Origin of the sequence: Paeniglutamicibacter sp. Y32M11 (assembly GCF_019285735.1) — a bacterium.
GTDB lineage: Bacteria > Actinomycetota > Actinomycetes > Actinomycetales > Micrococcaceae > Paeniglutamicibacter.
Map to the genome: position 1 here is coordinate 834,133 of NZ_CP079107.1, position 26,971 is coordinate 861,103.

Sequence of the window (26,971 nt, forward strand, 5' to 3'; positions counted from 1 at the left end):
GTGTTGGTGCCCGTCTTGGGGCAGCAACACACCGGCTTTTGTGTTTTTTTCAGCCGTGCCGGGGTACGCACTGTGACGCAGCTAAAAGCCGTCGCCCCCACGCGGGGCGGGATCAATCGGATATTCTTGGGTGCGGGCAACGACGCCCGCATCATTTTGCGCCTCACTAGGTCATCCCGCAACGGATAGGTCTAGGCGGATGCGCGGCGTGCACCAGGGAAAGGCATCCATGAGCCAGCAGGTCGACCGACTCGTTGAGATCATTTCCCTCTTGCGTGAACACTGTGCCTGGACCGCGGCGCTGAGTCATCGGTCCCTGGTGACCTACCTCCTCGAGGAGTCTTACGAGCTCACCGAGGCCATCGAGACGCAGGCTCCGGATACCGAACTTGAGGCAGAGCTCGGGGATATCCTGCTGCAGGTGGTGTTGCATGCCGCGATTGGCGCGGAGCGTCACGCCTTCGATTTTGATTCCATCGCCGGCCATCTCAGCGCCAAGATGATTCGCCGAAATACCCACATCTTTTTCCCCGATGGCAGGCTGCGCGAGTCCTTCCCGAGCTCGATCCAGGAGATCATCGAGTCCTGGGACAAGGCCAAGCGTGCGGAGAAGCCGCAGAACGCCTCGGCCGCCGCCGGGATGCCGACCAATCTCCCGGCCCTGCACTATGCCCAGATGTTCATTTCACGAACACGTCGCCATGCGGCCATCACCGAGACCCCCGATGTCCTCGAGACGTCAGGGCCGCCGGACACCAAGAATTCCGTTCCCGATCCGGAGGCCCCCGCGGGGTTCATTCCGGAAAATGAACAGGAGCTGGGTGAGCATTTGCTCGCCCTCTGCGCCACGGCAGCAGCACGCGGGCTCGACGCCGAGCGGGCCCTGCGAACCGTGGTGCAACAACGCGTTGGACGCCCCTAGGCCAAAACGCGCTACACAACTTCGTGAACTAGCTCTCATGCAAGCTAGGCTAGGGGGCAGGCAACGGCGCCTGCATCATGCAGTTCACGTTTGACTATCATCCACACCTTGAAGGAGTACCTTCCCATGGCATTGATTGAAGCCATTCACGCCCGCGAGATCCTCGATTCGCGCGGCAACCCAACCGTTGAGGTTGAAGTTTTGCTGACCGACGGTTCGATGGGCCGCGCAGCAGTACCTTCCGGTGCCTCCACCGGTGCCTTTGAGGCAGCAGAACGCCGTGACGAAGACCCCAAGCGTTACCAGGGCAAGGGTGTCTTGGGTGCCGTAGCAGCAGTTATTGAGGACATCGCCGGTGCGGTCGAGGGCTTGGACGCCACCGACCAGCGCGCGATTGACGCAGTGATGTTGGACCTCGATGGCACCGCCAACAAGGCCAAACTCGGCGCCAACGCCATCCTCGGTGTTTCTCTGGCCGTGGCAAATGCCGCTGCGGAATCCGCAAACCTGCCGCTGTACAAGTACCTCGGCGGCCCGAACGCCCACGTGCTTCCGGTTCCGCTGATGAATATCCTCAACGGTGGCTCGCACGCCGACTCGGATGTTGACATCCAGGAATTCATGATCGCCCCGATCGGCGCATCGACCTTCTCCGAGGGCCTGCGCTGGGGAGTTGAGGTTTACCACAATCTCAAGTCCGTGCTGAAGGAAAAGGGCCTGTCCACGGGTCTTGGCGACGAGGGCGGCTTCGCTCCGAACCTGCCATCCAACCGCGCGGCACTGGAACTGATCACCGAGGCCATCATTCGCGCCGGCTACACCCCGGGCGAAGACATTGCCATGGCACTTGACGTTGCCTCCTCGGAATTCTTCGACAATGGAACCTACCAGTTCGAAGGCAAGTCGATCACCGCCCAGGAAATGAGCGACTACTACGCTCAGCTGGTCACCGACTTCCCGTTGGTATCCATCGAGGATCCCCTGGACGAAGACGACTGGGACGGTTGGAAGACCCTCACCGACGCCATCGGCGACAAGGTCCAGCTGGTTGGCGATGACCTGTTCGTCACCAACCCGGAGCGTCTGGCCCGCGGCATCGAGACGGCCACCGCCAACTCCTTGCTGGTGAAGGTGAACCAGATCGGTACGTTGACCGAGACCTTGGACGCGGTGTCCATGGCTCAGCGCGCCGGCTACACCACCATCACCTCGCACCGTTCGGGCGAGACCGAGGACACCACGATCGCTGACATTTGTGTTGCCACCAACGCAGGTCAGATCAAGACCGGTGCCCCGGCCCGCTCCGAGCGTGTTGCCAAGTACAACCAGCTGCTTCGCATTGAAGAAGAGCTCGGCGACGCGGCGGTTTACGCCGGTGCCGGTGCCTTCCCGCGTTTCGGTGCATAAACAGCCCTAATTACACGTAGGCTCGTGGGGGAACTATTCTTGGTTCCCCCACGAGCTTTTGTGTATCACCGGCAAAAAGTTCGTGAACACCAAGATCACGATGGGCCCTGGAGACAGGAACCCGGCACAACTGGGCAAGGAGTCAAATGGCAGCGCGACGTCCCCCCATGCCACGCTCTGGGGCGTCGGGTAACGACCCCCAACAGACCACCGGCGAGCAGGCGACAACTTCCGAAGCCCCGCAGAAACGCGCGCGACCGCGCAACGAGGAACCACTGCGCGGTGCGCATCCAGCACCACGAGCTTCAGCTCAGGGGGCTCCGGCTCGTGAAGGTACCGCTGCCGCACGCCCCGCGGAAAACCGAGCCAAGGTCATTCCGCTAGGCCCGATAAAGTCGACCGGAACCACAGCTCCCGGCCAGAAACGCCCCGCTGCGGCCAAGCCTTCCTCCGGCCCGAAAGCCACGGCTCAGCCCGGTCCTAAATCGGCTGCCAAATCTGCCGCCAAGCCAAAGGTCAAGGCAAGCGCCTCACAGCGGCGCATTGAAGACCGTAACCTGCTTTCCGGTGCCGTGCGCAAGGACGAGAAGTCGGCGAAGACGGCCCCGGGCAAGAGCCACGGTGGCCCCAAGAAGCCCATTCCGGCACGCAGCTTTTCTGGCCGCTTGCTGGCGTTGAGCATCGCGCTGTCGGTATTCGCCGTCCTACTTGTCCCCAGCATCGGCACGTATTCGCGCCAGCATGACGAAATCTCGGCGCTACGAACCTCCATCGAGGACAAGCAGGTCGAACAGGAATCACTCAAGGACCAGATTGCCCGGTGGGATGATCCGCTGTATATCAAACAGCAGGCGCGCGACCGGATAAACTTGGTTATGCCCGGCGAACGAAACTATATGGTCGTCGGCACACAACCGGCAGAAGATGCCGAGGGTGACGTGAACCAGAGCCCCGAGGAAGTCCGCACGGATTTGCCCTGGGTTGATGCGCTCTTTGACTCGATGCAGCGCGCAGCCACCGACTGATCCGCTTCACACACCCTGCCTTGCCCCCCACCGACTCGAGGAGAAGCTCCCAACCGTGGACGCTGAGAATACTAACCACGAAGCACTTGATGCTGCGGCCCGAGTGCCCAGCGAATCGGACCTGGAGACGCTTTCGCGCCAGCTGAATCGCCCGGTGCGTGACGTGGTGGAGATCGGCGCTCGCTGTATCTGTGGAAACCCGTTGGTAGCCACCACGGCGCCGCGGCTATCCTCCGGGATCCCGTTCCCCACCACGTACTACTTGACGCACCCGGTCATCACCTCGGCCGTCTCACGCCTCGAGGCCGCGGGCCTGATGAACGAGATGAACGCCGAGCTCGGTGAGAACACCGACCTCGCGGCAGCCTATGCGCAGGCCCATGAGGCGTACCTGGCCGTGCGTGAGGCCATCGGCGAACGCTCCGGCACCGGTCCGGTCCCGGAGATCGCCGGCGTTTCGGCCGGTGGCATGCCCACCCGTGTGAAGTGCCTGCACGTTCTGGTGGGCCACTCCTTGGCCGCCGGAAAAGGTGTGAACCCGCTGGGTGATCGAGCACTGGAAGACATTGCCGAGTGGTGGACCAAGGATATCTGCCGGTGCACCGGTGCCTGGGACACACAGGCCCCCGCCCCGAGCCAGGACCGTTCACGCCACGTGAAGACGCAGGCCATTGATCCGGCGGTCAAGAAGGCCGAACGTGCCGCGGCCCGAGCAGCACGCGAGGCAGCAACCCTGGAGTCGGACGTGGCTTCCCCCAAGGACACCAAGGCATGAGGCGTGTCGCAGCGATCGACTGCGGAACTAACTCCATCCGGTTGCTCATCGCCGATGTCGAGCGGAGCCCCTCGGGGCCAACACTGACCGACGTGGTGCGTGAAATGCGCGTTGTCCGTCTGGGCCAGGGGGTTGATGCCACCGGTGAATTTGCTCCCGAGGCATTAGTCCGTACCTTCGCAGCGATCGATGAATACGCGATTTTGATCGCCGAACACGGGGCCGAAGTGATCCGCTTCGTGGCGACCTCCGCAACCCGAGACGCGAAGAACCGCGCCGAGTTTGTCGCCGGGGTTAGCGCCCGGCTGGGAGTTGAGCCGGAAGTTGTTCCGGGCCAGGTGGAGGCCGCGCTGTCCTTCGCCGGTGCCACCTCCGTGGCGCCCCCGGAACCGGGTAGCAACATTCTTGTTGTTGATTTGGGTGGGGGATCCACCGAATTTGTTCTGGGCAACCAGAGTGGACCAATCGCCTCGTGCAGTATGGATATGGGCAGTGTACGACTGACCGAGCGCTTCTGGCGTTTGGAACAGCCCACGCTCGGGACCATCACGGAGGCACGCATCCAAGTCAATGCGGTTCTCGACGAGGCCGCCACAATGGTTGATTTTTCCCGCGTTGATCGCCTCGTGGGCGTGGCCGGAACCATCACCACGCTCACGGCCGCCGCGCTGGAACTCGAAAAGTATGAATCGGCAAGGATTCACGGTGCCGAGGTGGGATTCGAGAAGCTCGAAAACGCTATCGCCTGGATACTCGCTGCGGACCGTGAATCTCGCGCCTCACTAGGATTCATGCATCCTGGTCGGGTGGATGTTATTGCCGCTGGTGCCTTGATTTACGGATGCATTCTCGAACGCTTGGCCACCGCCACTACCGGAGCTATCAACACGGCCACGGCATCCGAACACGATATTCTGGACGGAATCGCCTTGGGCCTTGCGCCCACGAACTAAGCTCCGCTGTGCCCGTCGCCGTCTAATAGTCAATGCCAGGAGAAAACTTGAGCCAACGATTGAGCCGCATTGCTGCCGTTCTTCTGAGCCTGGCGCTCTGTTCCTCGATGGCGCTCACCATCGCACCGGCCGCGCAGGCCGACGCCGCCCGCGATGGTCAATGGTGGCTCGAGTCCTCGGGCATCGATAAGGCGTGGACGGTATCCAAGGGCAAGGGTGTCAAGGTTGCTGTCATCGACACCGGCATTGACACCAGCCATCCGGATTTGCGGGGCGTGGTCACTAACGGCAAGGACGTCTCCGGAGCCGGTGCGGCGGACGGTTCCAAGCCGCTGGGCACATTGCCCGAACACGGAACGCTGGTGGCAACCCTCTTGGCGGGCAGGGGCAACAATAAGGCCAAAATTGCGGAGGCCAAGGCCGATGCCGCAGCCCAAAAGATCGCCTACGAGAAGGCGGTCGAAACGGCGGTGAAGGACAAGAAGGATCCGCCCAAGGAACCCGAACCCATCAAAATTCCGAAGCCGGGCCCGGGCGCCGACGGAATGCGGGGCGTGGCTCCGGAAGCGGAAATCCTCTCGGTCTCGTTGTGGATGGGCACGGAGAACCCTGCCGGAATCCCTGTGGAAGACCAGGTTCCCACCGCCGTGAAGTGGGCGGTGGACAACGGAGCTAAGGTCATCAATATTTCCTTGGGATCCACACAGCCAGATTGGCCAACGAGCTGGGACACCGCCTTCAAATATGCCGAGGACAAGGACGTGGTCATCGTGGCCGCGGCAGGAAATCGTGCTGGCGGCATGCAGCAAGTTGGAGCCCCGGCGACCATCCCGGGAGTCCTCACCGTGGCGGGCATCGACAGTAGTGGCAAGGCCAGTGTTGACTCCTCCACCGAGGGCATCAGCATCGGTGTAGCAGCCCCCGCCGATCCTTTGGTCGGTGGCCTGCCAGGCGGAGGGTACGCCGACTGGTCGGGCACCTCCGGCGCCGCGCCACTGGTCGCTGGTGTAGCGGCAATGATCCGTTCTAAATATCCGCAGATGAAAGCGCCGGAGGTTATCAACAGGATTCTCGCCACCGCGCGGCCGGCCGGTCAGCCAGGCGTTGACAACCTGTATGGCCATGGCATTCTTGATGCTTATGCGGCCTTAACGGCTAAAGTCCCGCAGGTGGAAGCCAACCCGATGAACACCATCACCGAGTGGATCCGGGTGCACCGTAGGGGCCCGGAGAGCTTGTCCTCGCCCACCACCGATCCGGGCATTTCAACGGAGAGATCGGATATTAAATCCATCGCCGCACCAGCGCCGCAAGCTCCCGAGCAGAGTCTGGGGGCTCTTCCTCCACTGTTAGTACTCGGATTTGGTGGGCTGCTGTTCGTGACTGCCTTGGGTGGAATATTGCACTACGTCAGGACTCGGCGCCGGGCCACCATTAGCGCATCAACCGCTAGTGATTCCGTCGCTGCGCTCCGTTTGGTGGGCTCGAGTGGGGCAAAAGATATCTTTGATGAGCTGCCCGAATCTGGCTCCGACTCCTAGGCTCCGCGTGCGGGTTGTAGGGGGTGTTCTAGACCTCAAAACTCATTAGTGAAGATTTTCACAATCGACGTTTTTGGGGATAGAATGGAGCCATGCCTATCACTGAACAATTTTCCGATCGTCCGCGCATTCTTGTTGTGGGCGGCGGCTACGTTGGACTTTACGTCGCAATGAAGCTGCAGAAGAAGGTCAAGGCGCACGGCGGTATTGTCACCGTTGTTGACCCCTTGCCTTACATGACTTACCAGCCCTTCCTTCCCGAAGTTGCCGGCGGACAGATCGAGGCCCGTCACGCGGTTGTCTCGCACCGACAGCACCTGAAGGATTCCGAGCTGATCACCGGCCGCGTTTCGGCCATTGACCACAAGAACAACACGGCAGTTATTGTGCCGGTAGTTGGGGAACCCTTCGAGCTTCAGTACCGTGACGTTGTTATGGCCGCGGGCGCCGTGACTCGTACCTTCCCGATCGCCGGACTGGCTGACGCGGGAATTGGTCTGAAGTCGATCGAGGAAGCCGTTGCCCTGCGCAACAAGGTTCTCGAACGCATTGAATCTGCGTCACTGATGACCGACGCCGCTGAGCGCAAGCGCGCCCTGACCTTCGTCGTGGTCGGTGGCGGCTTTGCCGGCATCGAGACCATCGCCGAAATTGAGGACATGGCTCGCCACGCGGCCGACCTCAACGGTCGTATCGCCAAGGGTGAGCTGCGCTTCGTCCTGGTTGAAGCCATGGGCCGCATCATGCCGGAGGTCACCGAAGACCAGGCTCTGTGGGTTGTTGACCACCTGCGTAGCCGTGGCATCGAGGTCCTGCTGAACACCTCCCTGGCGAACGCCGAGGGTGGGGTCATGCAGTTGATGAACATGGCAGACAAGTCTCCGGGCGAAACCTTCGAGACCGACACCCTGATCTGGACCGCGGGCGTCATGGCCAACCCGATGGTGCGCTCCACCGACTTCCCGATCGAAGCTCGCGGTCGTGTCATGACCGGAACCGACCTGCGTATCACCGGAGAAGACGGAATTGCCATTGAGGGTGCCTGGGCTGCAGGCGACGTCTCGGCAGTGCCCGATGTTACCGGCGGCCTGCCCGACGGTACCTGCGTTCCGAACGCACAGCACGCAGTGCGCCAGGCCAAATTGCTGGCACACAACCTGTACGCCACGCGCTACGGTGTTGGCCAGGTCAAGAACTACAAGCACAAGAACCTCGGCGCAGTTGCCGGTTTCGGTGCTAACAAGGGCGTGGCCAAGGTTGTTGGCATCAAGCTCAAGGGCTGGCCAGCCTGGATGGCACACCGTGGCTACCACGGCATGGCCATGCCGACCTTCGAGCGTAAGTTCCGCGTGTTGGGCGACTGGATGGTTGCGATGGTCTTCACGCGCGACACCCTGCAGCTGAACAACCTCGAGACCCCGCGCGCTACGTTCGTCGAAGCCGCGACCCCGAAGCCGCGCGCATAGATATTTGCACTAAGTAAGGGCGGCACCACCGCACCGACGATTCCGGGCCAATAGTGATAGGCCACGGTCCGTGAATTGGAATGACTGGTGGTGCTGCCCCTATTTCGGGCAATCGCCGACGTCTCGTTTCATTACTGGTGAAACGATCTTGTAGGCTTGGATATGTAGGCCCCTATGGTGGAATTGGCATACACGGCTGACTTAAAATCAGCTTCCGAAAGGATTGTGGGTTCGAGTCCCACTGGGGGTACAAAACATGAGGCTCCTACTTCTCCGTGATCACGGGGGAGTAGGAGCCTTTGTCGTGAGCTGAGATTCAGCCAATGGGCTACGGAGCCGGATTTTCTGCCGCGTAATTAATGATTGTCTGAAGTGACGGTCGAGAATCGATACCCAAAATCTCGGGATAGACCAGAGTTTCTGAGCCCTCCACAACAAGCGAGTAATTTAAACCCGCAGAGCGCCTGCCGTTCTTGATCAAGAGCGGCGCAAGTGCGCGCATGGAATTGGCCATGACCTCTTCCGGAGTGCGGTCGCCTGGCTGCATGGTGATCTGCACCATGCCACCTTGGCTCATGCCAAGGGTGATGTGATAACTCGACCGTGCATCGATGACGCCGGGAGCTGTCAACAACGCCTCGGTCCATCCGGCGGAGAGCCTCTCCGCACGTTCATCGGCACTACAGCTACTAAGCCCGCACAGCAGCGCTAAAGCCATAAGAAGCGAAACTAGCCTTTTCATCGACACTAACTCCATTGGTTGGAATATCTTTGAGTTGATATTAGCAGCGAAACACGTCCCGTGAGCATAGGGGGGAGCATCGAAGATGCTTCCCGCTGACCTTGAGAAAAACCCGGACAACTTTTGGCGGGCGCTGCTATTTTGATTCACCATCAGCCGCCTGGAACCGGAAAATCACTGGCCGGGAGCGTGGAAATGCTGCAGCGAATTCTCAAAAAGCCGTTGATTGAACGAAAAGTTGTTGAAATGTAGTCAGAATGGGATTTATTCGGCGTCGCCAACCGTTGAACCAACGTAGGCTATTTGTAGACAACCCTACCGAGGAGAATAATCATGGCCCTGGGCGGAAACCCGGTCTTTAATTCCAAGAATTACCGCGAGCAGACCCGTGCGGCCGGCGCAACGGGTGCCGCGTCCACGACTTATGCTCAGCCGATGAGCTCGCAAGCGTTGCAGGATATGTACTCGCAGCCATCTGCTTCGCCGCAGGACACTGGCCGTATGACCTACGCCGATGTCATCAACAAGACGCTGCTTAGCCTCGGCTTGGTGCTTATTGGTGCAGGCATTGGCTGGCAGATGTCCGGTCTAATGCTCGTTGGTGCAATTGTTGGCTTGGTCCTTGGTCTGGTCAACTCGTTTAAGCGTCAGCCGTCGCCGGTGCTGATCATGTTGTACGCAGGCTTCGAGGGCTTGTTCCTCGGCGGCCTCTCAAGGTTCTTTGAGAACATGTACCCGGGCATTGCCGTCCAGGCTGTACTCGCGACTTTCTCGGTCTTCGCCGTGACCTTGGTGCTGTACCGCTCCGGTAAGTACCGTGCAACCCCGAAGATGACCCGCATGTTCATGATCGCGATGATCGGCTACGGCGTATTCTCGCTGCTGAACTTCGTGCTGATGATGACCGGGACCATCGACGGTATGTTCGGTATGCGCAGCGGATTGTTGGGCCTGGGTATCGGTGTGCTGGCAGTGTTGCTGGCCACCTACGCGCTGGTTCTTGACTTCACCAATATCTCCGACGGCGTACGCCAAGGCGCTCCGGCCAAGATGGCGTGGTCTGCGGCGTTCGGGCTGACCGTGACCCTTATTTGGCTGTACGTGGAGATTCTGCGCATTCTGGCCATCCTGCGTGGCGACGACTAGTCAATTTGCTGTGTGACCGCGGGGCAGTACCCATTATTTGGGTACTGCCCCGCGGTTTTTCTGCAATATGGGCGTCATCTTTGCCGCGCAGGCAACTTCCAAGGGATACCGTATGTTCATGGCTAAGTTAGGCAGAGTCCCTGCAAAGAGCAACCAGCGGTGCTTATGCGCAGATTTATGTGGGGAAGCACTATGAAACTGCCGAACTTTTTTCATCGCTTGACGCTTGCCGAGGCCGCGAAGCGAGTTGCAGAATCCGCCGGACCAAAAGCAGTGCTGAACGACGACATGATCGACTACGCCGAACCGGTTGAAGCCGAAGATTTGCCTTACGGTGTGCGTATCGCCGCATCCTGGGCCTGGCGACTGATTGTTATCGTTATTGCCGTTGGCATCTTTGTCTGGCTGCTCTCCCACGTATCTCTCTTGGTGATCCCGCTGATGATCGCCGCACTATTGGCCGGGCTGCTCAGCCCCGTGGTGAAGTTCCTGAACCGCAACCTGCGCTTCCCCAAGGGCCTCGCCGTGGGCGTGACAATGCTGGCCTTCCTGAGTCTGGTGGTGGGGGGACTGTCGTTGGTTGGTCATCGCCTGGTCACGGGATTCAACTCGCTATGGGCTCAAGCGCTCACCGGCATCGGTCAAATTCAGAACTGGATTTCGACGGGTCCGCTGGGCCTGAGCAACCAAGACATTGATGCGCTCTTCCAAGATGCGTTGAATCAACTCAAGGACAATTCTTCCTCCATCCTCTCCGGCGCACTGTCGTGGGGAACCACCCTCGGGCACCTGGCGGCCGGAATGCTTCTGGTGTTCTTCTCGCTGATTTTCCTGTTGCTCGACGGCCAGATGATCGGACGCTTCTTCGTCAACATCCTGCCGCGTAAAGCACGTCCGGCAGCGCACGGCGCCATGCGCCGCGGTTGGACCTCGATGGTCACCTACGTTCGTGTACAAGTATTTGTTGCCTTCATCGACGCCGTGGGCATCGGTGTTGGCGCACTGATTCTCGGTGTTCCGTTAGCGCTCCCGCTGGGCGTACTGGTCTTTGTCGGGTCCTTCATCCCCGTGGTCGGTGCCTTGCTCACCGGCGCAGTAGCGGTGTTGCTGGCCCTGGTGGCTAACGGACCGGTTAACGCCATGATCATGCTCTTGATAGTTCTCTTTGTTCAGCAGGCCGAATCACACATCCTGCAGCCGCTGATCATGGGTAAGGCAGTCAGTTTGCACCCACTGGCGGTTGTCATGGCGGTTACCGGCGGAACGATCGTCGCCGGTGTGGCAGGAGCACTGTTTGCCGTTCCCGTGTTGGCAGTGGCCAACACCGTGGTCAAATACATTGCCGACCGGGGCTGGGAGCACGATCCACTCTTTGGGCCAGAAGCCGCCGCCGCGGCCATGGCCATGGCCACGAATGGGGGCGCACGAATTACCAAGCCGGTCCGCACCGCGGAACCGGCTCCCGCCGACCTTGATGGAGAAGAGCCGGAGCCGGCAGCTGATCCGCGGCAATAACGCTCCACCGGTTATTGCCCAAGGCCAGGCCCTTAGGTACTCGCCCCCGATTGCATTCGCGTGTTTACACCCCACGCCCTGAAGAAAGTCATCCCCATGATCCAGAAGACCACACTCCCGGTGACCCTGTCAGACATCGAGAACGCGCGGGACCTACTCGAGGGCATCATCGTCCGCACCCCCATGGAGCACTCGCGGGCACTTTCGCTTGCCATCGGCTCCGAGGTGTTCCTCAAATGCGAAAACCTGCAACGCGCGGGATCCTTTAAGGTCCGCGGCGCGTACGTGCGCATGGCCAAACTTAGTGCCGAGGAACGCGCCCGTGGCGTCGTGGCGGCCTCCGCAGGTAACCACGCCCAAGGCGTCGCCCAGGCCGCTCGCCGGCTGGGCATCAAGGCCCGCATCTACATGCCGCTGGGCGTGGCACTGCCCAAGCTCACCGCGACCCGTGACCACGGAGCCGAGGTCATCCTCCACGGTCACAACGTTGACGAGGCCCTCGCCGAGGCCGAACGTTATGCCACGGCGACCGGAGCGGTCTTCGTCCACCCCTTTGATAACCCAGACATCATCGCCGGTCAGGGCACCATCGGCTTGGAGATCCTTGACCAGCTGCCGGACGTCGACACCGTTTTAATGGGAGTGGGTGGCGGCGGACTGCTGGCAGGAGTAGCAGTAGCCATCAAGAGCCGTGCCAAGGAACTGGGCCGCGAGATCAAGATCATCGGAGTGCAGGCGGAGAACGCCGCGGCCTACCCTCCGTCCCTTGCCGCCGACGCACTGGTCCCGCTGGATACAGTGCGCACCATCGCCGACGGCATCGCCGTGGGCCGCCCGGGCCAGCTGCCCTTCGCGATCATCCGAGAACTGGTTGACGACGTGGTCACCGTCTCCGAGGACGGACTGGCTCGAGCCTTGGTGTTCCTGATGGAACGTTCCAAGCTGGTGGTTGAGCCGGCCGGTGCCGTGGGTGTTGCGGCTCTGCTGGAGGGCAAGCTCGAGGAATTGGGCATCAATCCCACTAAAACCGCCGTCATCCTATCCGGTGGAAACATCGACCCGCTCTTGATGTTGAAGGTCATCCAGCGTGGTCTCTCCGCGGCGGGACGTTACCTCACGGTGCGCATGATGCTTGATGATCGTCCCGGCGAGCTGGCTACAATCTCCCGCGTCATCGCCGAATCCGACGCGAACGTTACCCGACTGGACCACACTCGGGTCGGCGGTTCGCTATCCATGGGCGATGTGGCAATCACCATTGACATGGAAACCAAGGGCCACGAACATTCGGAGGCGGTTCTGAACAACCTGAGGGCCGAAGGCTTCCAACCCATGGTGATGAGCTAAAAGTCTTGAGCTCCTTCACCAGGACATAACGCCCCGTCACTGTGCCCAGCCATCGAGAAATCATTCGGTGAGTCGGGGCAACGACGGGGCGTGATTTTTATGAACGCCAAGGTCTGCAGCTGCCGGTTAACGACAGCTGGCCACCGATGTTCGGTTCGTCATCGTTTCCCCAGAGGGAAAACCATGAAAATCTCGAAACATCGATGGCCAGCTAAACACCTCACCTCAGCTAGAGGATCGGGCGAAAATGCTTAGGCGCTGTACGGCTTGCAGGAAAGGATCTCTACGGTGATTTCCTTGCCGTTGGGCGCGGTGTAGCTGACGGATTCGCCGGACTTGACGCCGTGAACTGCCGCACCGATCGGGGACTGTTCCGAGTAGACCTCAAGGTCAGTATCTCCGGCGACCTCACGGCTTCCAAAGAGGAAGGTGGTCTTGTCGCCGGCGATGATGGCTTCAACCAGCATGCCGGGTTCAACGATTCCGTCATCGGCCGGTGCTGCGCCCACCAAGGCGCGACGCAACAGGCTCTTGAGGTAGGAAATGCGGGCCTCGGCCTTGCCCTGCTCCTCCTTGGCAGCGTGGTAGCCACCGTTCTCCTTGAGGTCGCCCTCGGACCGTGCCTGCTCGATGCGGTCTACGATTTCGGCACGGCCGGGCCCCGAGAGGTGCTCAAGTTCGGCTGTGAGGCGGTCGAAAGCCTCTTGGGTCAGCCAATCAGCGGGTTCGTGATTTGTCGTGGTCACTGGGTACTCCTTGTGTTATCAGGGGCCGCTGCTCCGGGAAGGAACAACAAGCCGTGACGGTCCCGCGCGATGACGCGTCCAACATCTAGCAAGCAAAGACCCCGCACAGTGGGTGAAGAACTTTGTCCGTCACGGTCTGTAGCGGGGCATTAACGTATTAGAAAGATATTAGCCGTCAACTGGGTAATTGCCCAAGAGGTTGAGCTTTTGGCGTAGCGGCGAGTCTCCGCGGCTCGCGGAGTTGCAGCGCCCGAAGATGTGTGACTCGTTTCCGGCCTAAGAGTCCTTGGCGAGTCGGCACGACTCGATGCCGGCGGTGGTCGAGAGCGCTTCGGTGCGCAGGTCAACGACCACCCGTGTGGTGGTCATGCCCCTACCCTCGGTGGGTCCAAGAACTAGCGTCTTCCAGCCAACGATGGCGTAAGACTCATTTAGGGCACGCACATCGCACACGATCGTGGCGCTGGCATCCTTGGAGATATCAACGGTTGCCGTGGCGCTGGTGGCGGAGTGGACCTCGAAGGAGTTGTCCTTATAGTCCATTCCGGACGTACTGGCGAAGGTCAAATAGAGGGCACCGAGTACCAGAGCAGCCAAGCCGACGACGATGAGCGTCGCGCGAGTTCTTTTAGTGAGGCGTCGCTTGGGCGATCCGTACCTATTAGTTAAGCTGGACATTGGCGCCCCTTTCGATTCGTGGGCGTCGTGGCCGGGAAATCATCCCTACCAGTCTAAGCCTTGGCTAAGGGGAACCCTTCACCGAGCAAGAGGAAGTTGGAGTCACCTACGTGGAAGAGCACAACGTGGAGCACATCGCTGATTCAACGGGCCTGCGATTGCTGGCTGTTCATGCACACCCCGACGATGAATCGTCAAAGGGGTCGGCCACCATGGCCGCATACGTTGCCGCAGGGGCCACCGTCATGGTTGCTACATGCACCGGAGGCGAACGCGGAGACATCCTCAACGCGGCGGTGGGCGAACTCGCTCACGCCCACCGTGACTTAGCCGGGGTGCGCCGCACAGAAATGGCCGAGGCCGCAGCCGTGCTGGGCATCGAGCACCGCTGGCTGGGTTTTGTTGATTCTGGGCTGCCTGAGGGTGACCCGCTGCCCGAGCTGCCCTTCGGAGCTTTTGCGCTACAGCCGCTGGAGCGGGCAGCAGCCCCACTGATCCGGTTGATCCGCGATTTTAAGCCGCACGTCATCATTGCCTACGACGAAAACGGCGGTTACCCGCACCCTGACCACATTCAGGCCCACAAGGTGGCAATGTACGCCTACGAACACGCGGCGAATGAGCAGAGCTCTCCGGAACTCGGTCCGAGCTGGGAAACCTCGAAACTGTACTACGACCGAGGATTCGCTCCGGAACGCTTCAAAACCCTGCACTACGCCATGCTTGAAGCCGGCATGGAATCTCCCTTTGCCGAACGCGTGAAGGCGTGGGAAGAGCACCCCGACGAGCAGTTCTTCGGTTGGGTGACTCCGCACGTGACGACCACACAAATCCACTGCGCCGACTATTTCACCAAGCGTGATCAAGCATTGTTGGCACATCGAACACAGATTGACCCGAACGGATTCTTCTTCGCCGTCCCGGAAACCATCACCGCTAAGGTGTGGCCGTGGGAGGACTTCACCATGATCAAGTCATCGGTTCCGACCACACTCCCAGAGAACGACCTGTTTGCCGGTCTAAGATAGGTACCGTACCGGTGATTCCGGTCGCCAACTTCTAGAAAGAGCCTCGCGCGTGTATTCGTTCCTGCTTTATGCAGCCTCTGTCAGTCCGTCCCCGGTTCCCGGAGAATCCGTCGGTGATGCGGCTCAGGCCATTGGCCCGGGTTTCGTCGGCTTTGTGGCCACTGCGGCCGTTGTCATCGTCACCATATTCCTGATTCGCGACATGACCCGTCGAATCCGCAAGGTTCGTTACCGCGGCGAAGCCGAAGCGCGCCAGGCGCTCTTGGTGGAAAAGGGCAAGGATATTCAGCCTGACGAGCCCGGGGACCTGCCCGCACGCTGATAGCAGAAACTTTTCCGGCGGCCCCGTGTTCTCACGGGGCCGCTTCTGCATCCCCGGACCGGCCGAGAGTCTCGCAGGAGCAGGCGTTACGGGTGGGAGTCGGGTGTCATAGCGTAGGGTGCCACCATGGGACAACGAATCGCCACCAGCACCTCTGCCTACCTGCGGCAGCATGCACATCAACCGGTGGACTGGTGGCCCTACGGCGATGAGGCCTTTGCCGAGGCTGCGGCTCGGAATATTCCGGTGTTTGTATCCATTGGATATTCGGCGTGCCACTGGTGCCATGTGATGGCGCGTGAGTCCTTTGATGATCCCCGCGTTGCTGCCTATCTCAACGAACATTTTGTTCCGATCAAGATTGACCGCGAGGAGCACCCAGCGGTTGATGAGGCCTACATGGCGGCCACCCAAACACTGACCGGCGCCGGAGGTTGGCCCATGAGCGTCTTTACGCTCGCCGACGGACGGGCCATTCATGCCGGGACCTATTTCCCGCCCACGCCACGGCCGGGCACACCCTCCTTTATGCAGGTACTAGAGGCAGTTTCCGATGCCTGGGTTCACCGCCGTGCGGCGCTGGAACTGCAGGCAGCAACGCTGGCCGAACACCTGGGTTCGGTGGCAGGTGGGCAAACCAAAATGTTTGCCAAGGCACTACCCCTACCCACCAGCGTTAATGGATCGGCGCTGGCCCCGGCACTCCAGTCGGCCATCCGCAAACTTGCCGAGACTGCTCATCCCACCGGCGGTTTTTCTCCGGCACCCAAGTTTCCGCCCAGCCCCGTCCTAGATTTTTTGCTGCGCGGCGCACTAGCTCTAGGTTCTGCGGCGTCGCTGGCCGGATCGCAGGCTTCGGACACTCTTGCCGTGATGGCCTCCAGTGCCCTTGCGGATCATGTGGGTGGCGGCTTTGCGCGCTATTGCGTTGATGAGCGGTGGAAGATCCCGCACTTTGAAAAGATGCTGTACGACAATGCCCAGTTGTTAGGTCTTTACGCCAGGGCCGCGGTTCAACTTCCGGATGCACAAACCGCAGAACTGTGTCGTCGCGCTGCCCACGGTATTCACCGCTGGCTCCGGCGGGATTTGCTGCTGCCCGGTGGCGGATTTGCCTCTTCGCTGGACGCCGACACCCTGATGCCCGATGGATCCCACGCGGAGGGAGCCACCTACACCTTCACCCGGAGGCAAGTGGCAGCGATCCTGGGTGAGCCCGACGGGGGCAGCTTTTGGGAACTATGGGACGGTGCCGCACCGAACGTGCGCGGTGCCACCACGGTGGCACCACCTGCCGATGACGTTGCGTTAACCATTGCCTTGGCACGCGTTCCCGAATTGGGGGAGTGGCCAGGGCTCGTGGCGGCCTTTGAAAAACTCGCGGCGGTCCGTGCACTACGGCCCCAGCCGGCCCGAGATGCGAAGGTCATTGCCGGGTGGAATGGTCTGGCCATCGCCGCGCTGGCCGAGGCCTCGGTTTTGCTGAGCGATCCGGAGATGGCGGTGACCGCCGTCGAGGTGGCCGAATATGTGCATTCGGTGCATTGGGACTCCGGCGGTGATGACGTGGCAGCTCGGCTTCATCGCATTAGTTACGACGGTGCGGCTAATACCTCGATCACCGCGGTTCTTGAAGACTATGCGGCGGTGGTGCTCGGTTTTCAACAACTTGGCGTTGCCACGGGGGATCATCTCTGGTTTGAGCGAGCCGACGAGATCCTTTCGATGGCTCAATCCCGCTTCCTGATCAACAATGTGCCACGGGACACCGCCGGGAATGATCCGCGGGTGTTGGCCCTGCGTGCCGGGGTCAGCAGTGCTGAGGCATTGGACGATGCGGTACCAGCCGCGACCTCGATGCTCGCCGCCGCACTGCTGAATCGAGCTGGTCGCGCCCAACTCTCAGCAGGTCTCTGGCCTCAGTCGAGCGAACTCGATCACGGACAGAAAATCGATGGCGAGGCACCTGTACATCAAGACAGCGAGGCCGACCTGGCACTGGTAAGAATGCTGCTGGGCTTTGTGCCCTCCGTCGCGCCCACGGCCCCGGCCGCGGTGGGTAGCGCACTGGGCGTTGCCACCCGGTTCTCCTATGGCTCGAGCACCGAGCTGGTCGTCTCGGGCGGAACTGCAACAGAACGTGAAGCGGCAGTTCGTTTGGGGGTGCTCTGCGGCGTGGCTCAATTCGGTGCACACAACGATACATCGGCGGCGTCTGAATACCCCTCCGGGCCCAAGGGGCAGCTGCGCATCTATGTGTGTCGCGGTGGTTCATGTCATGCTCCGGTCAGTGATTTGCCGGCCCTGGCTGCACTGATCGTTCCGGGACTTTCGCGCAGCGTGCTGCGCCGATTAGGAGCAGGGCACTCCGTGGAGAGCTGATGGCGTCGGCGGGGGAGCAACGGAGGATCCTGCTTCCAAGGCATGTACTTATTATCTAAAACATTGTTACTATCGAGTTCGTGCGCACCGTACGAACCCCGATGAGTGGCGGAAAATAATCATGCTGAAGAAAAAAACCGTTGGATCGATAGCCGCGATTCTCGCATTGGCGGGCACCCTTTTAGGCGGGGGGCCGGCCAACGCGGTTGATGGCCAAACCACCTCGGCTGCTCGGGCGATTCCGGGGCTCAATTGTTACTGGCAGGCAAGAGGTGTAACCTCTAGCGGCCAACTCACCGAACGTCACTACACCACTCAGGGTGGCGTTGCTAAAATTACCACGGAGAAATACAACCCCGGACGGCTCAGCTTTGTGCCCCGCGCGGTGCTACCTCCCGGGGGAGCCGGAGGCATCGAATTTGTCAACGAAAGTTTCTACGCAAATTCCAGTGATGGCGGCTTCTACTCGGTCACTGCCATCGGCCCCAAGAGCTATAACGACGTCAAGGTCACCGCTACGCGGATGGCAGTGACCTGGGGACAGACCCGGCTCATGGTTGCCAGCTCCAAGGCAACCAGTGCCGGGCAATACATCTACGGCCTCACGGATTCCGGGGCGCTGGGGCGCTATGTGTTCAACGGTGCCGGAGGACCAAAATCCCGCGTTGTGGTGGGAAATTCGGGATGGCAGGGAATCAAGACCCTCGCCTTCGATCGCACGGGTGTCGTGGCAGGTACCACCCGGACCGCGGACGTTTTGTTGGCCACCACCGTTGACGGCAAATTGGTCGAATACACGATTCCCCACGACAAGGCCTCACAGTGGTCGCGCCGGGATTTGAAGTCAGCCACCTGGGGCAACTTTAAGTACCTTGGCAGCGCAACCTGCGGCGAGTGGGGCCAACCGAATCAACCGCGGATGCTCTTGGGTGTCCTTGGTAATGGCGATGTGTACCTTTACCTCGACAAGCGCAACGACGATAGCTCGGGCGCCGACATCGTTGGTTACGGCAAGATCGCTTCGGGTTGGACGGAAAAGCTCTACTAGGCTGTGCCGAGCACAGCCAGAGTGATGGCGGTGAAGTGGCACGCGAAGCCAATGAGTGTAAAGGCATGGAAAAGCTCGTGGAATCCCAACACTCCGGGAATGGGATTCGGCGCCTTGAGCGCATAGAAAACCGCCCCGGCGATGTAGAAGCCGCCACCCACACAGATCAGGGTGGCGGCGAGAAGATTCGCGGCAAAAAATTGGCCAATAAAAAGCATCGACGCTAGGCCCAACAAGACGTAGACCGGGGTGTAAAGCCAGCGTGGGGCATCGGTATAGAAGACCCGGAAAGCGACGCCAGCCAGCGCGCCGATCCAGATCGCAATCAGCAAGACCGTGGCCGATGAGGTGGGAAGCAGCGCCCAAGCCAACGGCGTGTAGGAGCCTGCGATCAGCAACATGATGTTGGTATGGTCAATGCGTTTAAGCACTCGGGTGGTCATGGGTGACCAGTTGCCGCGATGATAAAACGCCGAAACGCTAAAGAGGAGAACTCCGGTGAAGGCAAAGATCGCGCTGGTGATCTTGCCGGCACCAGCCGGAGCCACAATGATCAGGGCAATTCCAGCGGCCAGCGCCAGTGGCGCTGTCACGGCATGAATCCAGCCGCGCAGCAATGGCTTTTCGGGCTGGGCCGGAATACTCGAATGTGGCGCGGCAGGTTGGTGCTGGGTCATGGCCCAAGCCTAACCCGGTGTCTTGAAGCTGCTGTGCAGCGGCCCGGGGTATCCGTGCGAGCAGGTAGCACGGCAGACTGACAGGAAGATTGCCCGCGTCTTGGTACCTAGCCCGGGGGTGAACCCGGTAGCGTTAAGGCAGTGCACGTGGAGTTTTGCTCCTCGTTGCCCACCCACCTTTCGTACCAAGCAGGAGTATCTCAGTGGATTTACCGGGCTTCGTTTACCGTCTCTATGAGCGGCGGTTACGTGGCGTGTTGAGCCCGGAAAAGCTACCTGCCCACATCGGGGTGCTGGTGGATGGAAACCGTCGCTGGGCCAAGCTCTCTGGCCAGCCCACGGCACGTGGTCATCAGGCCGGTGCCGACAAGATTCTTGAGTTCCTGGGTTGGTGCCAAGAACTCGACATCGATGTGGTCACGCTCTACATGCTTTCCACGGACAACATGAACCGCTCCAGCCAAGAACTTGACGACCTGATGGGCATCATTGCCAACACCTTGGACCGGCTGGGCGAAACCAAAACCGTCCGCGTGAAACCCGTCGGCGCCCTGGAATTGCTTCCCACCTACCTCGCAGACAAGCTGTGTGAACTCGAGGCCTCCACCGCCCATGTCACGGGCATCCACGTCAATGTGGCCGTCGGCTACGGTGGACGACGCGAAATCGTTGATGCGGTCAAGGCCCTGCTGATGCAGGGCCACGCCAATGGTCTGAACGCCGCGCAAATTGCCGAGGACCTAGACCCGGAACTGCTTGCCACGCACCTCTATACCAAGGGGCAACCAGATCCGGACCTCGTGATCCGGACCTCGGGTGAGCAACGGCTCTCCGGATTCCTGACTTGGCAGAGCGCCTATTCCGAGTTCTACTTCTGTGAGGCGCTGTGGCCCGATTTCCGGCGGGTGGATTTCCTGCGTGCGCTGCGTGACTTCGCCGATCGCAAGCGCCGCTTCGGCTCCTAAGGCTGCGCCGGGGGCCTGGCGCAACGTCCCCGAAACTCGGCTGGCGCCAATAGTTTACCGGCTGTCCATCAGACATTTGCTCCAGACTCATGACGCCCCGAGTTTTACGGCGTAGCTTTGGGTCTAACGGGTGATGAAGCCGTCATTGCTCGCTGAACGGGGCAGCTCTCCCCGCGAGGAGTCACACGTGGCAGTGAACCAGAAACTCGAATCATCTGCACCCACCGCGTCCCCCCAGGCGCTCGGGCTCCCGGACGCGGAACAACCGCGCCGCACTTTTGTTCTTGATACCTCGGTACTGATCGCCGATCCCCACGCCATGCTGCGCTTTGCCGAACATCACGTGGTGCTGCCGCTGACGGTCATCACCGAACTCGAGCACAAACGCAACGACCCGACCTTGGGGTTCTTCGCTCGAGAGGCTCTTCGGACTCTGGACACCCTGGGAAGCAAACAGGGTGGACTGGCCAAGGACATGGAGGTCGGTACGCAGGGAGGAACGCTACGCATCGAGCTGAACCACATTGCCTCCGATGTGTTGCCGGTGGGGTTCCGCAACGCCGATAACGACACGCGGATACTTGCCGTCGCAAAGTTCCTGCTGGACGGGGGCCTGGATGTCACCTTGGTCTCCAAGGACCTGCCGATGCGGATTAAGGCCTCGGCCATGGGACTGATTGCGGAGGAATACCGCAACGAGCTCATTGCTTCCTCCGGATGGACCGGCGTGCACGAAATGGACGTGAGCGAGGAGGACATGTCCACGCTGTATGCCGACGCTTCCCTGGAACTGGCGGAGGTGGCGGATCAGCCGGTGAACACCGGATTGATCATGCACTCTCCGCGCGGGTCGGCACTGGGCCGGGTGGATCGCAATCACCTAGTGCACCTTGTGCGGGGGGACCGCGAGGCCTTTGGTCTGCGCGGGCGTTCCGCGGAGCAGCGCCTGGCGCTAGATCTTCTGCTGGATAAGGAAGTCGGCATCGTCTCGCTCGGTGGTAGTGCCGGAACCGGTAAGTCCGCATTGGCGCTCTGCGCCGGCCTCGAGGCGGTACTGGAACGCCGCGAACACCGCAAGATCATGGTCTTCCGGCCGCTCTACGCCGTCGGTGGCCAGGAGCTTGGCTACCTGCCCGGTGGCGAGAGCGACAAGATGAACCCGTGGGCTCAGGCAGTTTTTGACACCCTCGGCTCGGTGGTCTCCAAGAACGCCATCGATGAGGTGCTCAGCCGAGGAATGCTTGAGGTCCTCCCGCTGACGCACATCCGTGGACGTTCGCTGCATGATGCGTTTGTGATTGTTGATGAGGCCCAGTCGTTGGAACGCAATGTACTGCTCACGGTGCTCTCGCGCATTGGACAGAACTCCAAGGTGGTCTTGACCCACGACGTGGCCCAGCGCGATAACCTGCGCGTGGGGCGGCACGACGGCGTGGCTGCGGTGGTCGAGCAGCTCAAGGGGCACCACCTCTTCGGGCATGTCACGCTCACCCGCTCGGAACGCTCCGAGATCGCGGCCCTGGTCACCGAGTTGCTCGAGGACCGCATCCACTAGGGAGCACCGTTGGGGGAGCTGGCCCGGACTTAGCCCGCGCTAGCTCCCCGGTGCCGGGCCGCCACATGTGTCGCCGCCGAACTCGCCAGGGGCGGGATCGGCCACAGTGGAGCCAACCGCATATCACTCAAGGACGCCTCTTCCTGGGTGAAGAGGCCATCAATCATGTATTGATCCACGGCGGTGATGGAGACCCGGTGTTCGATGCCGTGGCCTTCGGCGTCCAGCACCTGACGCACCACACAGATGCCCGTGGCTAGATCCAGCCGGATCCGGGTCATCCCCATGCCGAGTAAGGGGGCATCGCTGATTACCGGAACATAGGAATGGCCGCGCGATACCTCGGCCTCAAGGCAGGGACGCCCCGATTCGTCGGTGAGCTCATGCACGCTGTGGATCATCGTGGGGTGCGGGAACGGGAGATCCGCCGGGCCCGGAACAAAGCCGGCGAGCTCCACCGGATCCAAAAAGGCACTCCACAATCCCACGGGCATCAACTCGTTGCGGTACGCGGCCTCGGGGCGCCTGGTGACCAATCCATCGTCCCCGTAGACGGGGGCAAGTAGCTGTGGGGGCAAAAGCCAACTCTTGCGGGTGGCCGCCACGAAGCTGGCGTCTTTGGAATCGTTAATGTGTTCGGTGCGGAAGAGCACCGCGCCTCGTTCGTCCTCGACCCGGATGGCGTCTGGACGGCGGATCAGTACGGTGAGCCGCGTGGGTGAATCTGCGGCGTCAAAAGCCAGCGCCTGATTATCGGTATCGGTGGCGCTGACATCGAGCTGCACGGAGTCCCACAACCACGGCGAGGATCTGGCCAGCCGGCGGAATTTCCCCATCAATTCCTTGCTGGGGGCCTGCTCCGAGTGCGGAAAAACTAGCTCGCCATCATGCTCAGTCATGACTTCAGTGTAACCACGGGTCTCGGGGAATGCTCCAGAGCGGGGGACAAGATCAATCGGTGCTGGCAGTGTGGCCGGGCAACACGTAGGGTGTGCCCCATGCCGCAACAAATCCTTCAGTGGTTTGCCGCCTCCACGCCCGGGGCCAGTGTCGCAGCTCTCATGGCCGCCCTGGCACTGGTGTTGTATCTCATCAACGCCGTACGCCTGAGCATCATCGATTTTAGGTCGCATCTTTTGCCCAACCGCATCCTGGGCCCGTGGTTTGCTGTGGCACTGGTGCTGTTGGGCACCGCAGCCCTCTTCGCCGCGGAACCGGCGATCATCTTACGGATGTTGCTCGGTGCCGGGATCCTCTTTGCCACGTATCTGCTCTTGCACCTGATCGTCCCGGCCGGCATGGGGCTGGGCGACGTGAAGCTCGCGGCGGTATTGGGTCTGTACCTGGGGTTTCTGTCCTTGACCCACTTGTTCTGGGGGACGGCGGTGGCCTTCATGCTGGGGGGCGTTGTGGTCGTTAGGGCTGCTGTTCGTTCGCCGAGTCACACTTCGCTCAACCGTTGCCTTCGGACCCTTCATGTTGGTCGGTGGCGCTGTGGCGCTCACCGTGGCCGGTTAGCCTAGAGAGAAAAGGAGCTCACCAACACCATGCCAACCCCCGAATTCATCATTAACATGCGCAAGAAGATTGGCCACGATGCTCTGTGGCTGCCGGGAGTGAAGGTGGTGCTCATCCACGAAAACGAGGTGCTGCTGGTACGTCGGGCCGATAACGGGCGCTGGACCCTACCGGCCGGAATCCTGGAACCCGGTGAGGAACCTGCCATCGCCGCGGTGCGGGAGGTCTTTGAGGAGACGGCGGTGCATTGTGCCATCACCGCGCTGGTGGGGGTGGCCACCACCGATGAGGCCATCTATCCGAATGGGGATAGGGCTCAGTATCTGGACATCATTCTTGCCGCACGGTATCTGGGCGGGGAGGCGATGGTGAACGACGATGAGAACCTTGAGGTTGGTTGGTTTGATCTTTCGGCGCTGCCCGCACTGCCGCCCAAACATCAACGGGCGATCACCTGGGCCGTGGAACCGCTGGCCGGTGGTCATTTCATCATCGCCGAAGCCCCGGGAGCCAACCTCTAGACCCTGGCAATCGGTGTTGGTTCAGCGAAACACCGGTGGCGCCCAGATACACCGATGCCCCGCGGCTTCACCCGTCCTTCCCCCAAGGGTAAGGATGGATGGAACGGCGGGGCATCGGCGGTGATGTCCTACTGGAGGCTAGAGGTCCTTCGCCTGGCTGACCTCACCGACTGGTGCTGCGTTCGGCGCGGCCCCGGTGGTGCCGTGGCGTTGCGCGTCTTCCAGTGCCTGAGCCTCGTCGCCGCCAATGGCTTCGCCACGGGCCACCATGCCAGCGGTGTCGGAGAGCTTGACCTGCTTCAGGAACAATGCCAGAACGAAGGCGATGAGGATGAAGGGGATCAGGTACCAGAACACCGGAGCCAGTGAGTCGGCGTAGGCGCTGACGATGCCCTCACGCATGGCGTCGGGGAGCTGTGCGAGCGTCTGCGGGTCCAGCGTTGCGGTGGCCGTCCCGGCGTCAGCAGCGTTGGCTCCGGAGGAGGTGAAGACCTCGGTGAGCTTCTCGGAGAGGCGGTTGGTGAACATGGCACCGAAGATCGCCACGCCCAGGGACGCGCCAACCTCGCGGAAGTAGTTGTTGGTGGAGGTGGCGGTACCGACCATGGACGGATCCACGGCGTTCTGAACCACCAGCACCACTACCTGCATGATCAAACCCAGTCCGGCGCCGAAGACAAACAGGTACACGCAGATCAGCCACAGGGGTGTGGTGGCCGAGAGCGTGGTGAATGCCAGCATGGCCAGCGCCGTGACCAGAGCTCCGGCGATCGGGTAACCCTTGTACTTGCCGGTCTTGGTGATCGCGATACCCGAGTAGATCGAGGTGCCCATCAGGCCGATCATCATCGGGACCATCAAGAGACCCGAGACGGCGGCCGACGTTCCGGAAGACATCTGCAAGAAGGTGGGCACAAACGCGATGGCAGCGAACATGCCCAGGCCCAGGGTGAAGCCGATGGCCGTGGCATTGATGAAGACCGGGTTTTTGAACAGCGACAGCGGGATGATCGGGTCCTCGGCGCGTGCCTCGGCGATCACGAAGAGCACGATGGCCGCGAGCATGCCCACGCCCCAGGCCCAGGTTTCGGGAGCGGCCCAGCCGTGGTTCTTGTTCCCGCCGAAGTCGGTGAAGAAGATCAGGCAGGTGGTGGCGATCGAGAGCAGCAGCACCCCGAGCATGTCGATCTTTTTGGTGGACTTCTTATTCGGGATGGTCAGCGCGAACCAGGCGATCAGGAAGGCGCCGATGCCGATGGGGATGTTGATGTAGAACGCCCACTGCCAGGTCAGGTGGTCAACGAAGAAGCCGCCCAGCAGCGGACCTGCCACGGCCGAGAGTCCGAAGATGGCGCCCAGTGGACCCATGTACTTCCCGCGCTCGGAGGCCGGGACGATGTCGGCGATGATGGCTTGCGACAGAATCATCAAACCGCCACCACCCAACCCCTGCATGGCACGGAAGATGACGAACATCCAGAAGGTGCCGGCAAATGCCGCGCCGACGGAGGCCAGCGTGAAGAGCGCAATGGCGATCAGGAACAGATTGCGTCGTCCCAAAACGTCGCCGAACTTCCCATAAATCGGCATCACGATGGTGGTGGCCAACAGGTAGGCGGTGGTGATCCAGGCCTGGTGTTCGACTCCGCCGAGCTGTCCCACGATGGTGGGCATGGCGGTGGAGACGATGGTCTGGTCGAGGGAAGAGAGCATCATCCCGGCGATCAGCGCGGCGAAGATAATCCAGATACGCCGTTGCGTCAGCAGCAGCGGTGCCGAATCCGGAGTTTTCCGGGACGCGGTGGTGGTGGACATAATGGTTTCCTTGTGAGTGGTGGGATGACGTCTGAGATGGAGCGCGGTGGGGTCTTAGACCGTTGGAGGTGGGTTGGCTCGAGGGAGATCGGAGCCAAGAAGCTCCAGGCTCTGGTGCATGATGGCCATAAATTCATCGGCGAGCGATGGCCCCTCGGGAACGGCGAGGTAACGATCGATGGCCCGGTGGACGGCAAATTGGAGGCTGTGCACCAGCATCGCGATGCCGTCGTGATCCGGTGCCACCCCCTCGCGCTTGGCCACCAGCGCGATGAACTCGGCCTGACGTCCGGGACCGACCTGCATCATTTTCGCCAACAGTTCCGGTTCGCGGTGCATGGCGTCGAAGAACCCCTGCATGCTGTGAATCTCGGACTCCTCGCGCCGTAGTTGTTCAAGGACCAGATCCATGAGGTCGGCTAGCAGCGTGGGAGAGATCCCCACGGTTCCGGCGGGGCGTGCAGCAATAAAGCGTGCCAGCGCCTCGGCGGGCAATCCATCATCCTGGTGTCCGAAGACGGCATCAAGCTTGGTGGCGAAGTAGTTGAAAAAGGTGCGGCGTGAGATTCCGACACGAGCGCAGAGCTCCTCGACGGTAAACCCGGCAAAGCCGTTTTCCACGGTGAGTGTCCGCGCGTTTCGCGTGATCGACAGCCGGGTTTTTTGCATGCGGGCGCTGAGCGTTGGTGGCGTGGCCGAGCCTACCGAAACCTCTGTTGCACTTTTATTCACAAAGTGCAGTTTTGCACTATCTGAACATGAGTGCAAGTTTCGTAATCTGGCACACAGCGGGGCGGCTGGGCAGGTTTTCCGAGTCCGGGTCTCAGCGGAAAAAGCGAATCGCGGCCAAGTGCGGGCAAGACGATCGGCTCACAGT

The 26,971-nt window shown here is 61.0% G+C and carries 25 protein-coding genes and 1 tRNA gene; 19 read left to right on the forward strand and 7 right to left on the reverse strand.

All coding sequences use genetic code 11. The features are described 5' to 3' along the window. Positions 1-229: 229 nt before the first annotated feature. The 8 genes from KUF55_RS03725 (at position 230) to KUF55_RS03760 (ending at position 8,339) form a co-directional block, all read left to right on the forward strand. Positions 230-922, forward strand: a complete 693-nt coding sequence (locus tag KUF55_RS03725; RefSeq protein ID WP_218818029.1) for a MazG nucleotide pyrophosphohydrolase domain-containing protein — start codon at positions 230-232, stop codon at positions 920-922. Between the two features lie 126 nt (positions 923-1,048). Further along, positions 1,049-2,329: a phosphopyruvate hydratase gene (gene eno / locus KUF55_RS03730; RefSeq protein WP_132362023.1), complete on the forward strand. Its 1,281-nt coding sequence runs from the start codon at positions 1,049-1,051 to the stop codon at positions 2,327-2,329. A gap of 146 nt (positions 2,330-2,475) precedes the next feature. After that, positions 2,476-3,354 (forward strand): septum formation initiator family protein, encoded by an 879-nt coding sequence (locus tag KUF55_RS03735; protein ID WP_255557289.1) that lies wholly within the window; start codon positions 2,476-2,478, stop codon positions 3,352-3,354. A gap of 55 nt (positions 3,355-3,409) precedes the next feature. Then, the gene (locus KUF55_RS03740) at positions 3,410-4,129 is read left to right on the forward strand and encodes a DUF501 domain-containing protein (protein ID WP_255557290.1); all 720 of its coding nucleotides are present in this window, start codon (positions 3,410-3,412) and stop codon (positions 4,127-4,129) included. After that, the gene (locus KUF55_RS03745; RefSeq protein WP_132362019.1) at positions 4,126-5,082 is read left to right on the forward strand and encodes a Ppx/GppA phosphatase family protein; all 957 of its coding nucleotides are present in this window, start codon (positions 4,126-4,128) and stop codon (positions 5,080-5,082) included. Before KUF55_RS03740 ends, KUF55_RS03745 begins: the two co-directional genes overlap by 4 nt. A 47-nt stretch (positions 5,083-5,129) precedes the next feature. After that, complete coding sequence (locus tag KUF55_RS03750; protein WP_370630948.1) at positions 5,130-6,623, forward strand: S8 family serine peptidase; 1,494 nt, start codon at positions 5,130-5,132, stop codon at positions 6,621-6,623. Positions 6,624-6,715: 92 nt separating this feature from the next. Beyond that, the gene (locus tag KUF55_RS03755) at positions 6,716-8,089 is read left to right on the forward strand and encodes an NAD(P)/FAD-dependent oxidoreductase (RefSeq protein WP_132362015.1); all 1,374 of its coding nucleotides are present in this window, start codon (positions 6,716-6,718) and stop codon (positions 8,087-8,089) included. A gap of 168 nt (positions 8,090-8,257) precedes the next feature. Then, positions 8,258-8,339: transfer RNA gene (locus KUF55_RS03760), tRNA-Leu, on the forward strand. Positions 8,340-8,417: 78 nt separating this feature from the next. Here KUF55_RS03760 and KUF55_RS03765 read toward each other — a convergent pair. Further along, positions 8,418-8,846: a hypothetical protein gene (locus KUF55_RS03765; protein WP_218818031.1), complete on the reverse strand. Its 429-nt coding sequence runs from the start codon at positions 8,844-8,846 to the stop codon at positions 8,418-8,420. Between the two features lie 318 nt (positions 8,847-9,164). Between KUF55_RS03765 and KUF55_RS03770 the strand changes: the two genes are divergently transcribed. The 3 genes from KUF55_RS03770 (at position 9,165) to ilvA (ending at position 12,839) form a co-directional block, all read left to right on the forward strand. Then, positions 9,165-9,977: a Bax inhibitor-1/YccA family protein gene (locus tag KUF55_RS03770; RefSeq protein ID WP_132362011.1), complete on the forward strand. Its 813-nt coding sequence runs from the start codon at positions 9,165-9,167 to the stop codon at positions 9,975-9,977. Between the two features lie 288 nt (positions 9,978-10,265). Further along, positions 10,266-11,492 (forward strand): AI-2E family transporter, encoded by a 1,227-nt coding sequence (locus KUF55_RS03775; RefSeq protein WP_255557430.1) that lies wholly within the window; start codon positions 10,266-10,268, stop codon positions 11,490-11,492. A 96-nt stretch (positions 11,493-11,588) separates the two neighbouring features. Next, positions 11,589-12,839 carry a threonine ammonia-lyase gene (gene ilvA / locus KUF55_RS03780; protein WP_132362007.1) on the forward strand — a complete coding sequence of 417 codons (1,251 nt, stop codon included), beginning with the start codon at positions 11,589-11,591 and terminating at the stop codon, positions 12,837-12,839. Positions 12,840-13,090: 251 nt separating this feature from the next. Here ilvA and greA read toward each other — a convergent pair whose 3' ends face one another. Together greA and KUF55_RS03790 are read right to left on the reverse strand one after the other, a co-directional pair. Beyond that, the gene (greA, locus tag KUF55_RS03785) at positions 13,091-13,585 is read right to left on the reverse strand and encodes a transcription elongation factor GreA (RefSeq protein WP_218818033.1); all 495 of its coding nucleotides are present in this window, start codon (positions 13,583-13,585) and stop codon (positions 13,091-13,093) included. Positions 13,586-13,861: 276 nt separating this feature from the next. Then, entirely contained in the window at positions 13,862-14,263 is a 402-nt protein-coding gene (locus KUF55_RS03790; RefSeq protein ID WP_218818034.1) for a DUF4307 domain-containing protein, read from the reverse strand. Positions 14,264-14,373: 110 nt separating this feature from the next. On the opposite strand from KUF55_RS03790, the gene mca reads away from it, so the two are divergent. From mca to KUF55_RS03810, 4 genes are all read left to right on the forward strand, one after another. Next, complete coding sequence (gene mca, locus KUF55_RS03795) at positions 14,374-15,291, forward strand: mycothiol conjugate amidase Mca (protein WP_218818035.1); 918 nt, start codon at positions 14,374-14,376, stop codon at positions 15,289-15,291. Positions 15,292-15,340: 49 nt separating this feature from the next. Next, positions 15,341-15,613 (forward strand): hypothetical protein, encoded by a 273-nt coding sequence (locus KUF55_RS03800; RefSeq protein ID WP_132362001.1) that lies wholly within the window; start codon positions 15,341-15,343, stop codon positions 15,611-15,613. A 126-nt stretch (positions 15,614-15,739) separates the two neighbouring features. Continuing rightward, entirely contained in the window at positions 15,740-17,995 is a 2,256-nt protein-coding gene (locus KUF55_RS03805) for a thioredoxin domain-containing protein (protein WP_218818036.1), read from the forward strand. 121 nt (positions 17,996-18,116) lie between these two features. Continuing rightward, positions 18,117-19,043 carry a hypothetical protein gene (locus KUF55_RS03810; protein WP_218818037.1) on the forward strand — a complete coding sequence of 309 codons (927 nt, stop codon included), beginning with the start codon at positions 18,117-18,119 and terminating at the stop codon, positions 19,041-19,043. Here the strand turns inward: KUF55_RS03810 and KUF55_RS03815 are convergent. Then, entirely contained in the window at positions 19,040-19,720 is a 681-nt protein-coding gene (locus KUF55_RS03815; RefSeq protein WP_218818038.1) for a hemolysin III family protein, read from the reverse strand. The genes KUF55_RS03810 and KUF55_RS03815 overlap by 4 nt on opposite strands. Positions 19,721-19,923: 203 nt before the next feature. Between KUF55_RS03815 and KUF55_RS03820 the strand changes: the two genes are divergently transcribed. Both KUF55_RS03820 and KUF55_RS03825 read left to right on the forward strand, forming a co-directional pair. Beyond that, entirely contained in the window at positions 19,924-20,685 is a 762-nt protein-coding gene (locus KUF55_RS03820; RefSeq protein WP_132361993.1) for an isoprenyl transferase, read from the forward strand. A gap of 187 nt (positions 20,686-20,872) precedes the next feature. Then, entirely contained in the window at positions 20,873-22,240 is a 1,368-nt protein-coding gene (locus KUF55_RS03825) for a PhoH family protein (RefSeq protein ID WP_255557292.1), read from the forward strand. A gap of 29 nt (positions 22,241-22,269) precedes the next feature. On the opposite strand, the gene KUF55_RS03830 is transcribed toward KUF55_RS03825, so the two are convergent. Further along, the gene (locus tag KUF55_RS03830; protein ID WP_218818039.1) at positions 22,270-23,139 is read right to left on the reverse strand and encodes a hypothetical protein; all 870 of its coding nucleotides are present in this window, start codon (positions 23,137-23,139) and stop codon (positions 22,270-22,272) included. A 99-nt stretch (positions 23,140-23,238) separates the two neighbouring features. Between KUF55_RS03830 and KUF55_RS03835 the strand changes: the two genes are divergently transcribed. Both KUF55_RS03835 and KUF55_RS03840 read left to right on the forward strand, forming a co-directional pair. Beyond that, a complete protein-coding gene (locus tag KUF55_RS03835) occupies positions 23,239-23,763 on the forward strand; it encodes a prepilin peptidase (protein WP_370630949.1) in 525 nt (174 codons plus the stop codon). 24 nt (positions 23,764-23,787) lie between these two features. Beyond that, positions 23,788-24,279: an NUDIX domain-containing protein gene (locus KUF55_RS03840; protein ID WP_218818040.1), complete on the forward strand. Its 492-nt coding sequence runs from the start codon at positions 23,788-23,790 to the stop codon at positions 24,277-24,279. Between the two features lie 138 nt (positions 24,280-24,417). Here the strand turns inward: KUF55_RS03840 and KUF55_RS03845 are convergent, their stop codons facing one another. Together KUF55_RS03845 and KUF55_RS03850 are read right to left on the reverse strand one after the other, a co-directional pair. After that, positions 24,418-26,094 carry an MDR family MFS transporter gene (locus KUF55_RS03845; protein ID WP_218818041.1) on the reverse strand — a complete coding sequence of 559 codons (1,677 nt, stop codon included), beginning with the start codon at positions 26,092-26,094 and terminating at the stop codon, positions 24,418-24,420. Positions 26,095-26,148: 54 nt separating this feature from the next. Further along, complete coding sequence (locus KUF55_RS03850) at positions 26,149-26,826, reverse strand: TetR/AcrR family transcriptional regulator (protein WP_218818042.1); 678 nt, start codon at positions 26,824-26,826, stop codon at positions 26,149-26,151. Positions 26,827-26,971: the final 145 nt, after the last annotated feature.

What these genes read in the sequence shown, in the direction of transcription:
- KUF55_RS03725 (WP_218818029.1), top strand. Translation starts at nt 230, where the DNA reads ATGAGCCAGCAGGTCGACCGACTCGTTGAGATCATTTCCCTCTTGCGT.
- eno (WP_132362023.1), top strand. Translation starts at nt 1,049, where the DNA reads ATGGCATTGATTGAAGCCATTCACGCCCGCGAGATCCTCGATTCGCGC.
- KUF55_RS03735 (WP_255557289.1), top strand. Translation starts at nt 2,476, where the DNA reads ATGGCAGCGCGACGTCCCCCCATGCCACGCTCTGGGGCGTCGGGTAAC.
- KUF55_RS03745 (WP_132362019.1), top strand. Translation starts at nt 4,126, where the DNA reads ATGAGGCGTGTCGCAGCGATCGACTGCGGAACTAACTCCATCCGGTTG.
- KUF55_RS03755 (WP_132362015.1), top strand. Translation starts at nt 6,716, where the DNA reads ATGCCTATCACTGAACAATTTTCCGATCGTCCGCGCATTCTTGTTGTG.
- KUF55_RS03765 (WP_218818031.1), bottom strand. Translation starts at nt 8,846, where the DNA reads ATGGAGTTAGTGTCGATGAAAAGGCTAGTTTCGCTTCTTATGGCTTTA.
- KUF55_RS03770 (WP_132362011.1), top strand. Translation starts at nt 9,165, where the DNA reads ATGGCCCTGGGCGGAAACCCGGTCTTTAATTCCAAGAATTACCGCGAG.
- KUF55_RS03775 (WP_255557430.1), top strand. Translation starts at nt 10,266, where the DNA reads ATGATCGACTACGCCGAACCGGTTGAAGCCGAAGATTTGCCTTACGGT.
- ilvA (WP_132362007.1), top strand. Translation starts at nt 11,589, where the DNA reads ATGATCCAGAAGACCACACTCCCGGTGACCCTGTCAGACATCGAGAAC.
- KUF55_RS03790 (WP_218818034.1), bottom strand. Translation starts at nt 14,263, where the DNA reads ATGTCCAGCTTAACTAATAGGTACGGATCGCCCAAGCGACGCCTCACT.
- KUF55_RS03805 (WP_218818036.1), top strand. Translation starts at nt 15,740, where the DNA reads ATGGGACAACGAATCGCCACCAGCACCTCTGCCTACCTGCGGCAGCAT.
- KUF55_RS03810 (WP_218818037.1), top strand. Translation starts at nt 18,117, where the DNA reads ATGCTGAAGAAAAAAACCGTTGGATCGATAGCCGCGATTCTCGCATTG.
- KUF55_RS03815 (WP_218818038.1), bottom strand. Translation starts at nt 19,720, where the DNA reads ATGACCCAGCACCAACCTGCCGCGCCACATTCGAGTATTCCGGCCCAG.
- KUF55_RS03830 (WP_218818039.1), bottom strand. Translation starts at nt 23,139, where the DNA reads ATGACTGAGCATGATGGCGAGCTAGTTTTTCCGCACTCGGAGCAGGCC.
- KUF55_RS03835 (WP_370630949.1), top strand. Translation starts at nt 23,239, where the DNA reads ATGCCGCAACAAATCCTTCAGTGGTTTGCCGCCTCCACGCCCGGGGCC.
- KUF55_RS03840 (WP_218818040.1), top strand. Translation starts at nt 23,788, where the DNA reads ATGCCAACCCCCGAATTCATCATTAACATGCGCAAGAAGATTGGCCAC.
- KUF55_RS03845 (WP_218818041.1), bottom strand. Translation starts at nt 26,094, where the DNA reads ATGTCCACCACCACCGCGTCCCGGAAAACTCCGGATTCGGCACCGCTG.